General features: G+C 50.6%; 11 protein-coding genes. All 11 read left to right on the plus strand.

Features of this window, described 5'->3' with window-relative positions:
• Positions 1–348 precede the first annotated feature (348 nt).
• The 11 genes from rfbF to WX88_RS29855 all read left to right on the plus strand — a co-directional run bounded on the left by rfbF (position 349) and on the right by WX88_RS29855 (position 12,912).
• Positions 349–1,122 (plus strand): glucose-1-phosphate cytidylyltransferase, encoded by a 774-nt coding sequence (rfbF, locus tag WX88_RS04545; protein WP_046243497.1) that lies wholly within the window; start codon positions 349–351, stop codon positions 1,120–1,122.
• A complete protein-coding gene (gene rfbG, locus WX88_RS04550) occupies positions 1,116–2,234 on the plus strand; it encodes a CDP-glucose 4,6-dehydratase (RefSeq protein WP_046243172.1) in 1,119 nt (372 codons plus the stop codon). The genes rfbF and rfbG overlap by 7 nt, the downstream gene beginning before the upstream one ends.
• The gene (locus tag WX88_RS04555; RefSeq protein ID WP_046243173.1) at positions 2,231–3,151 is read left to right on the plus strand and encodes an NAD-dependent epimerase/dehydratase family protein; all 921 of its coding nucleotides are present in this window, start codon (positions 2,231–2,233) and stop codon (positions 3,149–3,151) included. Before rfbG ends, WX88_RS04555 begins: the two co-directional genes overlap by 4 nt.
• A gap of 29 nt (positions 3,152–3,180) precedes the next feature.
• Positions 3,181–4,911, plus strand: coding sequence for a thiamine pyrophosphate-binding protein (locus WX88_RS04560; RefSeq protein ID WP_046243174.1), 1,731 nt, complete (start codon positions 3,181–3,183; stop codon positions 4,909–4,911).
• Positions 4,912–4,974: 63 nt separating this feature from the next.
• Positions 4,975–6,303 (plus strand): lipopolysaccharide biosynthesis protein RfbH, encoded by a 1,329-nt coding sequence (gene rfbH, locus WX88_RS04565; protein WP_046243175.1) that lies wholly within the window; start codon positions 4,975–4,977, stop codon positions 6,301–6,303.
• A 24-nt stretch (positions 6,304–6,327) separates the two neighbouring features.
• Positions 6,328–7,323 carry a glycosyltransferase family A protein gene (locus WX88_RS28565; protein ID WP_072052937.1) on the plus strand — a complete coding sequence of 332 codons (996 nt, stop codon included), beginning with the start codon at positions 6,328–6,330 and terminating at the stop codon, positions 7,321–7,323.
• Positions 7,324–8,088: 765 nt separating this feature from the next.
• Positions 8,089–9,036: a GDP-L-fucose synthase family protein gene (locus WX88_RS04580; RefSeq protein ID WP_046243178.1), complete on the plus strand. Its 948-nt coding sequence runs from the start codon at positions 8,089–8,091 to the stop codon at positions 9,034–9,036.
• 43 nt (positions 9,037–9,079) lie between these two features.
• On the plus strand, positions 9,080–10,222 hold the full coding sequence (locus WX88_RS04585; RefSeq protein WP_082115847.1) for a glycosyltransferase family 10 domain-containing protein: 1,143 nt from the start codon (positions 9,080–9,082) through the stop codon (positions 10,220–10,222).
• Positions 10,215–11,375 carry a DegT/DnrJ/EryC1/StrS family aminotransferase gene (locus WX88_RS04590; protein WP_052732348.1) on the plus strand — a complete coding sequence of 387 codons (1,161 nt, stop codon included), beginning with the start codon at positions 10,215–10,217 and terminating at the stop codon, positions 11,373–11,375. Before WX88_RS04585 ends, WX88_RS04590 begins: the two co-directional genes overlap by 8 nt.
• A 14-nt stretch (positions 11,376–11,389) precedes the next feature.
• A complete protein-coding gene (locus WX88_RS04595) occupies positions 11,390–12,325 on the plus strand; it encodes an NAD-dependent epimerase/dehydratase family protein (RefSeq protein WP_046243499.1) in 936 nt (311 codons plus the stop codon).
• Between the two features lie 29 nt (positions 12,326–12,354).
• Entirely contained in the window at positions 12,355–12,912 is a 558-nt protein-coding gene (locus WX88_RS29855) for an acyltransferase (protein ID WP_046243180.1), read from the plus strand.
• Positions 12,913–12,937 lie beyond the last annotated feature (25 nt).

Raw genomic sequence — 12,937 nt, forward strand, 5'->3', positions numbered from 1 at the left:
CTGATGCTCTACTTCTGGTCGGCCTGGTAAATGGGAGGAGGTCAGACGCTACGGCACTTACAGTTGCAATCAGTCAACGTCTATCAGTCTAGCGACACACACTGGAACAAAACAGGCTTCTTGGCAGGTATTGCTTAAATTGACTCTGCCTTGGCTACGCATAGTTGGCGAGGAAAATTGAAGTAGTAAAGGGCCAGAAGCATCGTAGAGTGCTAAGAAGAGTTTACATAAGCAATACCACTAATTTGCGCGTGTTGGTTACGAATCAGCCCTATCTTTGCCTACCCAAGGTTTGGCTGCAGCATGTCTGTCGCGGTAAAGCTTGGCTTACATTTTAGTAAAAAAATTGTGAAAGTTGTCATTCTCGCGGGTGGGCTTGGTACCCGCCTTTCAGAAGAAACCGTACTCAAGCCTAAGCCAATGGTAGAAATTGGTGATATGCCTATTTTGTGGCATATTATGAAGATATACTCGGCTCACGGATTTAATGACTTTGTTGTCTGCCTCGGCTATAAGGGTTATGTAATCAAGGAGTATTTTGCTAACTACTTCTTACATAAATCCGACGTTACTATCAACTTAAAGGAGAACTCCTTGCAAGTCCACGATAGCTACGCCGAACCCTGGACAATCACACTCGTCGATACTGGCTTAGAAACAATGACCGGCGGCCGTATCAAACGAGTCCAGCCACATTTGAACAATGAGCCGTTTCTCCTCACTTATGGCGATGGGGTATCAGACATTAACATCACAACTGAAGTAGCTTTTCACAAACGGCATGGCCGCTTATGTACCGTTACAGCTGTGCAACCTAGTGGGCGTTTCGGAGCGCTCGACCTTGGTCCTGATGATACAATTCATTCGTTTGCTGAAAAACCGAAGGGCGATGGTGCTTGGATTAACGGTGGCTTTTTTGTGTGCGAGCCCGGTGTTCTTGATTATATAAAGGAAGGTGACTCCACGATTTGGGAGCGTGGCCCGATGGAGGGCATCGCTCGCGATGGTCAGATGCAAGCTTTCAAACACCACGGCTTTTGGAAGCCAATGGATACTTTACGCGACAAAGTAGAGCTAGATCAGAGTTGGACTTCTAATCAAGCACTTTGGAAAATATGGTAGCGCCCTCGGCTTTCCCGGCCACTGGATTGACCGGGGCTTTATTGCGTGAAACTTACGCCGGAAAAAAAGTTTTTCTAACGGGCCATACTGGTTTTAAAGGCTCTTGGTTGCTTTATTGGTTGCACTCTTTAGAAGCTGATGTTAAGGGATATGCCTTAGCTCCAGACGGTGACCCTAACTTATATCAGCTATTGAACGGCGACAAGCTATGCGAATCGGTCATTGGAGACCTGAATGAACGCACTCGACTTGAAGAAGTACTGTTAGGCTTTCAGCCTGATTTTATTTTTCACCTTGCAGCACAACCCTTGGTGCGCCTGTCGTACAACATTCCAGTTGAAACTTTTGCTACGAATGCCATTGGCACGGCCAATCTCCTTGATGCGCTGCGTCGGTTAGCTAAGCCCTGTACTGTAGTGTTAGTTACAACTGATAAAGTATATGAAAACCAGGAGTGGGTCTATCCCTATCGTGAAACGGACCGCCTAGGTGGTTACGACCCTTATAGCGCAAGCAAGGCCTGCGCAGAATTGGTAATTAACTGTTATACACAATCATTTTTTAATCCGCGTGACTATTCACAACACCAGAAAGGCGTAGCTGTTGGTCGGGCTGGCAATGTGATAGGTGGCGGCGATTGGGCAAAGGACCGCATCATTCCGGATATTGTACGAGCGCTTAATGCTGGAAAACCTGTGCAGGTGCGCAACCCTGCTGCCGTGCGCCCCTGGCAGCACGTGCTGGAACCATTAGGAGGATACTTGCTGCTAGGAGCCCGTCTCGCAGCTGACCCTGTCCACTATAGTGGTGCCTGGAATTTTGGCCCGCACTTACAGGACACATTACCTGTAAGAGACTTGGCTGATACTGCTTTGCAAGCTTGGGGAGGCGGCAGCTACGAAATCCCCACCTTAGTAAGCCAACCGCACGAGGCTGGCTTATTGAAGCTTGATATTAGTAAATCCATCAATGAGCTAGGATGGGTTCCTCGCTACAGCGCAGTAGATTCTATTAATAGTACAATATCATGGTATAGGGCTTTAGGCAGTGGCCAGAATGCAGCCGAACTGGTAAGGGCAGACATTGAGGCATATTGTTCGCCGGGAGCATGAAGCCAAAGCGCGTTGTCCTAACAGGTGCTACCGGCTTTATTGGCTCTTACCTGGCTGAGGAATTGATAGCAAAGGGCTACGAGGTAGTGGCTTTGCGACGGAAAAATTCCGACCTGTGGCGAGTGGTGTCTACTGCAGAGCAATTGCAGTGGATTGATACTGAGAATCCAGGCTGGGAGCAACAGCTAGCGGATTACCAAGCAGAATGCTTAGTGCATTCTGCTTGGTTAGGAGTCGGTTTTGGTCAGCGCGATGATTGGCAAAGCCAACTCAGCAACCTTATATTTACTCAGCAACTAATACAGATAATGGCCGGTGGGCCATTGAAGAAAGTAATAGTATTAGGTTCACAAGCTGAATATGGCAGCTTTGAAGGTCGGATTGACGAAAACTACCCTGCTAACCCGACTATGGCTTATGGCGCGGTAAAACTGGCAACACTAGCAGTAGTGCGCGCATTTTGTCAAGCAAAGGAGATTGACTGGTACTGGCTCCGGGTTTTTGCAGTCTTTGGGCCGCGTGAAGACCCCAATTGGTTCGTTTCATTCGTAGCAAGTAGCTTTCTCAAGCACGAGTCCCCCGCTCTAACTAAGTGCGAGCAGCGATACGACTATCTATTTGCCAGTGACCTAGCACGAGCTATTATACAAACGCTTCCTGCCACCCAGGGTTTGAGTGGTGTCTACAATATTAGCGCTAATCGCTCCACTACACTCAAGCAAATCGTGGAAACCTTGCAAAAACTAGCTGGTGTGTCCACTACGGCAGATTTCGGTGCTATTCCTTATCGGCCAGGCCAGGTAATGCATATGGAGGGCGATTCTAGAAAGTTTGAGAGCGTGTTTGGTTCTATCGAACAAACGCCGCTACCTCTCGCACTGGCAGCTTGTCTTACCTTTGTTAAACAAGCAGGTTAAGCTGGCTATCATGCCTCCCATTTAAATTTATGAAAGCATCCGATTATATTGCACAATTTTTAGAGGCGCAGGGCGTCACTACTGTATTTGAAATGTCGGGGGGCATGATTACTCACATGCTCGACTCACTACATCAGCTTACTTCTATTGATATTGTCAGTATGCACCATGAGCAGTCGGCTGCTTTTGCTGCCGATGCTTATGGTAGGGTAACAGGTGTACCGGGTGTCGCCATGGCCACCAGTGGCCCAGGTGCTACCAACCTGCTCACAGGAATTGCCTCATGCTATTTTGATACTACTCCAGGTATTTTTATTACAGGTCAGGTCAATACATTTGAATTAAAGGGCGACCGGTCCATTCGCCAGCTTGGCTTTCAAGAAACTGATATTGTCAGCATGGCGCGGCCAGTTTGCAAGGCCTGCTTTGAGGTGCGTGATTCCTTGGAATTACCCCAAGTACTGGAAGATGCTTTTCGCATTGCTTTGGAAGGTCGCCAAGGTCCAGTGTTGATTGATATTCCGATGAATGTGCAACGAGGCGACATTCCTACGCCAGAAGCCATTATCAGAGTACCACGCCAGCGCATTGCGCACGAGCTTACTGCGGCTTTATTTAAGGAGTTGGCACAAGCACTCTCTGCTGCCCACCGCCCTCTTATCTTGGTTGGGCGTGGAGTCCGCGCTGCCTTTGTAGTAGAAGAATTTCGGTGTTTTACCCATCTAGTACAGGTTCCCGTGGTTGCCTCACTACTAGCTGTTGATGCTATGGCCTACAACGACCCATTGCGAGTGGGATATATTGGGTCTTATGGCAACCGCTGGGCCAATATGGCACTTGGTAAATCCGATTTTATTTTGGTCTTGGGAGCCCGCCTTGACATTCGCCAAACTGGGGCTGATACAGTATATTTTCAGGAAGGGCGTACTATATACCATGTTGATTGTGATCCAGGTGAAATAAATAACCGTGTGAAAGGTTGCCGGCCTGTGGTAGCCGACCTAGCTGACTTTTTTAAGTTAGCTAGCTGCTATTATAATGTCGATGATTTTAGCCCCCGTACTGAGTGGCAAGCTACATTGCGGGACTTGCAAATTGAATGGGCCGATACCAAAGAACAACCTGATGTGGTAGGTATCAACCCTAATAAATTTATGCATAGCCTTACGAAAGGTATTGGTCAGAAAGCCATAGGTTATGTAGCTGATGTAGGTAACCACCAACAGTGGGCTGCCCAAAGTGCAGAGTTGGGACCGAAGCAATTGTTTTTGACCTCGGCAGGGCTGGGCAGTATGGGTTATGCTTTGCCGGCTGCGATAGGAATGTGCTTTGGTTCGGGACGTCAGCCAGTAGTAATGATTGCGGGTGATGGTGGCTTTCAGATGAATATACAGGAGTTACAAACAATTGCCCATCATAAGTTGCCCATTAAGCTAGTCGTGCTGAATAATAATTGCCTGGGCATGATTCGTCAATTTCAAGATTCCTATTTTGAGGGTCGTTATCAGAGCACATTTTGGGGATATAGTGCCCCCGACTTCGTTGAAATTGCCGCTGCCTATGGTATTCCGGCTTTAACAGTGAGTGAATCTGATGGCTTGGATGAGGCAGTTGCTTGGCTCTGGCAAGACCCTGAACAACCAGCTTTGCTTCAGGTGATGGTCGATTCGCATACCAACTGTTATCCAAAACTTGCGTTTGGTCGGCCTATCACCGAAATGGAGCCATTCGCCAAGCCCCTTGAAATGGAGGGAACATAAACCAACCAGTTTTCAGGTTCCTAAAGTCCACCATACCTTTGTCGCTGCCTATGCAGCCCTCTTATGTATAAAATCGACCAGAAGTACAAGAATATCAATCAGGAATTAGAGGCTCATCTCGAAAAAGCCATCCTGCCTAATGTTAGCAAAACCATTATCCCAGGACAAGATTATATCCCGGTGACTGGTAAGGTAATCGACACAGATGACCTCATGTTTGGTGTCGATGCTACTATAGATGGCTGGCTCACCACTGGCCGCTTCGGTCCTAAATTCGAACAGAAATTAGCTAAGTGGTTTGGATGCAAGTCATCTATTGTGGTTAATTCTGGCTCGTCAGCTAATCTGGTTGCTTTTTATACCCTCACCTCGCCCAAACTTGGCGACCGTGCTATCAAACCCGGCGATGAGGTAATAACTGTAGCTGCTGGCTTCCCAACCACGGTCAACCCCATGATTCAGTTTGGGTGCGTGCCAGTGTTTATCGATGTGGACATTCCCACCTATAACATAAAGGCTGAGCTACTTGAAGAGGCCATAACACCCAAAACAAAAGCCATTATGATGGCTCATACTTTGGGTAATCCTTTCAATGTTGAAGAGGTAATGCGGGTGGCTAAAAAGTATAATCTTTGGGTAATTGAAGACGATTGTGACTCGTTGGGAGCTACATTTAACGGACAGAAAACCGGTACATTTGGTGACCTCGCCACCCTCTCCTTCTACCCTGCTCATCATATCACAATGGGAGAGGGCGGCGCTGTACTCATCAATAATATCCGTCTGAAAATGATTGCGGAGAGCTTCCGCGATTGGGGGCGAGACTGTTACTGTGAGCCCGGTAAAGACAATACATGCAACAAGCGTTTCTGCTGGCAACTAGGCGAACTACCCTATGGTTACGACCATAAGTATACCTATTCACACATCGGTTTCAACCTAAAGGTAACCGATATGCAAGCAGCTATTGGCCTTAGCCAACTCAATAAAGCAGATTTCTTTGTGCAGCGTCGGCGCGAAAATCACGCCCTGCTCTACCAGAAGCTGAAGCGCTTCGAGGAGCACTTTATCCTGCCCGAGGCCACTCCCGGCGCCGACCCGAGCTGGTTCGGCTTTCTAATTACATTGCGCGACGACAGCCCTATTAACCGCGCCGAGTTGGTAGAGCACCTAGAAGCGAACAAAATCGGTACCCGGCTGCTGTTTGCTGGCAACTTGTTACGGCAGCCTGCCTACGTCGGCATTGAACACCGCGTGGTAGGCGACCTCACCAACACGGACACAGTGATGAACCGCTCGTTCTGGTTAGGCGTGTGGCCAGGCCTACATGAGGAACACTACGACTATATCGTGGAGGTGCTGCAAAATTATCTGGCCGCATTGCTCTACTAAGGTAGTGTACTATTTGTTGCCGCTATGTTCACTGTTGTTATTCCTGCTTTCAATCGTCCAGAGTTGTTGCGTAACGCACTAACTAGCGTAGCTGCTCAAACTCGTACTGATTTAATTACGCGAATATTGGTTTCAGAAAACGGCCTGAATCGTAATTCCGAGGCCGTATGCCAAGAATTTCCTGAATTGCCTGTGGAGTATGTATTTCAAGATGTACAATTGCCAGTACTTAAGCATTTGAAATGGATACTAAGCCAGACGCACAAGGGATATGTGGCCATGCTATGCGATGACGATTGGTGGGATATGCATCATTTAGAAATGGCTCAAAATGCATTATCTGCATATCCAGAGAGTATAGCATATTTTAGTAATTACATGGCATCGTATGGAATTTCTTCATTAAGAGGGATGGAGAATTATCGAGCGAAAGCGATGAGCCTTGGTAAGGTCGGGTTCAAGAATTCAGGGCTAAATACCTATAATACTAGCGATGTTTTTAATTTAAGTGTATTGTTTACGCTGTTTCACTATTCTTCTTTGGTGTGTGAAGGGAGCGTTCTTCAGAAGTCAGTTGGTATTCTTGATGAGGTTCACCCAACTCAATCAGATAGACTTTTGTATCCGGTGATTTCATGCTATGGCACTATTGTATTTAATCCTCTTACTACAGCAATTATTCTTATTCATAGTGGACAAGATTCGCACACATATGGTAGCGTTGAATGGGAAGCGGAGCGCCAAAACGGCTCTTTGAAATTAATGGAATTAGCAAAAAGACAGGGTATAGACGTGGCTGAAGGAATCAATAATTTGTATAAACATGCTGATGCTCATGATAAAGAAATTATAGAAACCGATATTAAAATGAATTTTCACCAATTAGACAAGGCTGCATGGTTCGATGGATATGATATTTTGCGCAGGAAAAAGAATAAGGAATTTATGCTAAAAGCTGTGCGATATTTGCGAGAAGGAAGATTATTTACTATTGCAAAAAAAATCGCGAGGAGAATTTAGTATTGATATTAGGATGCTGCCGGAGCCAACCGGGCAGGGATTGTGGAAACAGCCAGCACTAATCCAGCAAGTGCGGACTAAGGTGTTGGCTGCGCTGGGGCCGACGCGCACCTCCGCTATTCGCAAGATTTACGCCGCATGGGCGGCGTGGGGTTCCGGCGCGTCGCCAACGAGGCCGAAGTAGATGATTGTTTAGCAGAATAGTCTGTATGCCTACGTTATGTGGGATGTATTTGCAAAACTAGCCAGTTTATTTAGCTAAGTAACAAATTGCTTTCGTACGGGAATCGAGACAGTCGTACTCCGCCAGCGACTGGTATGTATGATAGGTGAAAACTAATGAGTTGTTGCAAGTCAAATCCAAATTAACAATTGAGAATGGCCTTTCTTGACCAGTGGCGGAACAATGATTTGACAACTGACCGTGATGGTTTCGTGAACGTCATTACAGCGTTGGATAAGGCCGCCGATAGGGAATGTACCCACTATTTTGTGCAGAAATACTTTATACTGCTAGACTGGCTGAACTTGCTATTGTTTTACCGTGCTGGGCTGGTGGGCTCGCGTAATAAATTGTACTGGTGGCGGATGCGACTGCAGAACAAGTATCCCAGCGACTCCACGCTGTCACCATTGTCTTGAGCAGCGGTACACGGCTTACTGTTTGGGCGATATATGGGCGCGGTATCGCAGGCCCCAACTGCAAAATTAGTCGGTGCCAACCTACCTTTGTGGTCTGCAGAGCTTTCTAAGTAGTTTTATTAAATGAATCTGAACGATAAAATATACATTGCCGGGCATCGCGGCATGGTCGGTTCGGCCATGATGCGCCGGCTGGAGCAGGCTGGTTTCACCAATTTGCTCGTGCGTACGTCGGCCGAGCTGGACCTGCGCGACCAGGCCGCCGTGCGGGCTTTCTTTGAGGAAAACCAGCCCGATTGCGTTGTGCTGGCTGCCGCCTTGGTTGGCGGTATTCATGCCAATAATACCTATCGCGCCGATTTCATCTATTCTAACCTGATGATTCAGTGCAACGTCATTCAGCAGGCGCACGAATCGAGGGTGAAGAAGCTGCTGCTGTTGGGTTCGTCGTGCATCTATCCTAAAATGGCGCCCCAGCCCATTCGTGAGGAATACCTGCTGACGGGCTTGCTCGAACCAACCAACGAGCCCTACGCCATCGCCAAAATCGCGGGGGTGAAAATGTGCGACGCCTACCGCTCGCAGTTTGGCTCGAACTTCATCTCGGTCATGCCTACCAACCTCTACGGGCCCAATGATAATTACGACCTGAACAATTCCCACGTGCTGCCGGCTTTGATTCGCAAGTTCCACGACGCGCATCTGCAGCAGTTGCCCGAAGTAGAGGTGTGGGGCACTGGTACCCCCCGGCGCGAGTTCATGCATGTCGACGATTTGGCCGATGCCTGCTATTTCCTGCTTGAGAACTACAACGAGCCCGGCCCCATCAACGTGGGCATTGGTACCGATATCAGCATCGGCGAGTTGGCCCATTTAGTGGCTGATGTAGTTGGTTATCAAGGAAGTATTTGCTTTAATGCTGACATGCCTGATGGTACCCCCCGCAAGCTGATGGACAGCAGCAAGCTGGCGAACCTGGGCTGGCGGGCCAGCACCAACCTGGCCACTGGATTGCAAACGGTCTATCAGGACTTCCTGGCCGGCGCGGGCAAAAACCTTCATTTAGCGTAGCCTCAACCGGCAGCCCGCTATTTTAATATAAGGCCTGTTTACCATGACCCTTCCTTTAAAAGCTACGTTGTTTGTTCGCCCCGACGCGGCCCTTTTAGGCAATGCAATATTCTCGGGAGCACCCATTGGGGGCATGAAAAGCGACATGTACCAGTTCATAGCCCTGCGCCATGAGCTGCGGCGGCATGGGGTAGAGCTGGCAACGCAGGACATTCATCCGCCTCAGGAATCGGTGCTGGTGCTGTCGCTGGACCAGGTCGATTTTTTTCAGGATTACCAGCGCTCGGCGGGCCAGGTGCTGTGCCTAATGCTCTCGGAGCCGCCCACTTATTTCCCTACCAACTGGCAGCCGGCCCGGCACTCGGTTTTCGACCGCATCCTGACTTATGATGCCCGCATGGTCGATAACGTGCGGTATTTTCGTTACCACTACGCTATCGACTTTGAGTCGTACCCAATTTCCCAGGCGGTTAGCGAAGCAGAATTCTCTCAGCGCAAGCTTTGCATTTTGGCGGCAGCTTCCTTTGGTGTGATGCCGCCGCCCGCTGGTTCGCCTTCCTTGCTTTACGAGCGGTTCAGCACGTTGCGCTGGTTTGCCGCGCATCACCCCGACGAGTTTGATTTTTTCAGCCGCGGCGTGAACCCCGACACGTACACCAGTTTCCGTGGAGCGGGCTTGCTTAAGCGCTGGCTGCCGGGCGTGGTGCTGCGAGCCATTGCCCGACGTCGGCAACGCATTTTCGACCGCGTGTATCGGGGCAGCATTCCGCCCCTTGAAAAAATTGAGTACGTGCGTCGCTACAAGTTTGCCATTGCCTACGAAAATACCGAAGGGCTGAACGGCTACCTCACGGAAAAACTATTCGACTGCCTAGCGGCCGCCAACGTGCCCGTGTACTTGGGCGACCACCTGCCAGCCGACCTCGTACCGCCGACCTGCTACATTGACCGGCGGCAATTTGCCACCCACGAGGAACTGTACCGCTACTTGGCCGAAATGCCTTATGCTCGCTACGCCGAATACGTAGCCGCGATTGAGGAATTTATGCGGCAGGCTCCGCAGGGTGTTTTGTCGACAGCCTATAATACCCGCCTGTTGGCCGACGCGTTACTAGGCGCTTTGCCGGCTGCAATAGCCGCTACTGCTTTTTCCTCCCCGAACACAACGCTCTCCCATTATGGCTGATATAGCTCCAGTATCGCTATTGACTGGTACGCCGGCCCCTCCCGGCGGACAACTTCTGCCGCTGTTCAGCACCTTCGTGCACCCGGCCGCGCAACAGCGCGTTGCGGCCGTGCTGCAAAGCACCTTTTTAAGTGAAGGCAAGCTGGTAAAAGAATTTGAAACCCGCTTGGCCGCCGAGCTGGGTATGCTGCATCCGGCCGCGCTCAACTCGGGTACTAGTGCTCTGCACCTAGCCTTGGAAGTAGCCGGCGTCGGCGCTGGCGACGAGGTAATTTTGGCTCCGCAAACGTTCATTGCCTCGGCCATTACCGTTGTGCAGGTAGGTGCCAAACCTGTTTTTGCCGACATCCAGTACGAAACGGGCAATGTTGACCCTACTGACATCGAACACCGTATTACCGAGCGTACCAAAGCCATAATGGCTGTGCATTGGGGCGGTTATCCCTGCGATATGGCCGAGATTCAGACCATTGCTAACCGCCACGGTCTTGTGGTGATTGAAGACGCGGCTCACTCGCCGGGGGCTACCTATCAGGGCCAACCCATCGGCTCTATTTCGGACTTTACCTGCTTTTCGTTCCAGGCCATCAAGCACCTGACCACTGGTGATGGCGGCGCCCTCTGTGCCCGCGACCCAGAGCGGGCCCGTGAAGTTTTCCGTCGGCGCTGGTTTGGCATCGACCGGGCCCATTCGCCAATAAATGAAGTAGGCGAGCGCGAATACGACCTCACCGATGTGGGCTACAAGTACCATCTCAGCGACTACGCGGCCGCGCTCGGCTTGGCGAACCTTGATGGCTTCGCTGAACGCATGAGCGTGCGTCGTGCCCGAGTGGCGCAGTATCACAGCGGTTTGCAGAATGTGCCTGGTCTCACTCATTTCACTCATCAGGCCGACCGTGAAAGTGCCCACTGGCTGTTTGGCTTTCACGTCGAAAACCGCCTGTCCTTCATCCGGGCCTTGAAAAGCAAGGGAATAGCGTCTTCGGTAGTGCATGATGGTATTGACCACAATACCCTTTTTGGTGGCAAGCGCCCGGAACTGACTCGCCAGCGTCGCTTCGACAAAACTCAGATTCATATTCCCCTGCACGATGACCTTACGGCCGAGCAAGCGGAGTATGTAATTGACACAATCAAACAAGGATGGTAGATACACCGGCCGACATGAAAGTCGTTTTATTCGGCGATACTGGCTTTGCCGGTCGTAACGTGGCAGCGGCACTACGCCAGCACGGCGTGGCCGTCGTGGGCGCGTCGCGTGCGTCGGGACCGTTGGACCTGCGCGATACGGCCGCCACCACGGCTTTTCTTACCCGGCACCAGCCCGACTTTATCGTGAACTGCGCCGCTCACGTGGGCTCGCTGAACTATGTGACGGAGCAGGCAGCCACCGTGGTAGCCGATAATTCGCGCATGATACTCGGGATGTACGAGGCCGTAACGCAAGCCTGCCCGAAGGCAATTGTTATCAACCCCATTGCCAACTGCGCCTATCCGGCTACTGCAACCGTATTTCGGGAAGAGGAGTGGTGGAATGGCCATTTGCACCGCTCGGTACTGAGTTATGGCACGAGCCGTCGGTTGCTGTGGGCCGTAGCCGAATGCTTCGCCATGCAGGACGGCGTGCGCAGCATTCATCTGCTCACGCCCAACATGTACGGGCCCTACGACTCGACCGACCCAAACAAGGCCCACGCCCTAAACGCGCTGATTTCGAAGTTTGTCAAGGCCGAACGTGCCCATCAGCCCGAACTGTCCATTTGGGGCACCGGTCAGCCGGTGCGCGAGTGGCTGTACGCCCCCGACTTTGGCCGCCTGGTGTGGGAAGTGCTGCAAAACCCTGACCGCCCGGGCCTCGACCAGCCCACCAACCTGGCCCAGAACGATGGCCTGAGCGTGAAAGACCTCGTGGACCTGATTCAGACCCAGTTCAGCTACCACGGCCGGTTAGCCTGGGACCCTACCAAGCCCGATGGGGCTCCCCGCAAGGTGATGGACGATACCAAATTTCGCACCGTCTTCCCCGAATTTCAATTTACCGATTTCAAAGACGGAATCGCTGAAACGGTGAAGTACTACGAATCGGTGTATCCATACTAATTTCAACCTTAAATCCAAGAACAGTCACCATGTCAACGCTTTCAGAACAGTACGATAAAACGTTGCTGCGTAGTTGCGGTAATGATGTTTTCATTAGCGCCAACGTTGAAATCCGACGGCCTCAGTTGGTTTCCGTTGGTCAGCATGTCGCTATTGACACCGGTTTTTATTTGACTACCCAAGCTGAAATTGGTGATTATATTCACATCGCGCCTTACGTTACAATTATAGGTGGGGCAAAAGGGCTGTTGCAAATGGCCGATTTTGCTACCATCGCCGCAGGTTCACGTATCATCTGCGGCAGCGACGGCCACATGGGAGTGGGGCTGGTGGGCCCCACCATCCCCGCCGAATTTCAAGATGAAATAACCCATGCTCCGGTAATATTCGAGCGTTTTGCCAGCGTTGGTACCAACGTGGTGGTAATGCCTGGGGTGACACTGGCCGAAGGGAGCGTAGTGGGTGCTTGCTCGATGATTACCAAGAGTACCGAGCCGTGGACCATCTATATTGGGATTCCTGCCAAGCCGGTCAAAATCCGGCCCCGCGCCAAAATGGAGGATTACGCCAGACAGTTGGGGTACTAGCGCGAGAAACGCACGAGCAATTATT

The organism is Hymenobacter terrenus, from assembly GCF_000972495.1.
GTDB classification, from domain to species: Bacteria; Bacteroidota; Bacteroidia; order Cytophagales; family Hymenobacteraceae; genus Hymenobacter; species Hymenobacter terrenus.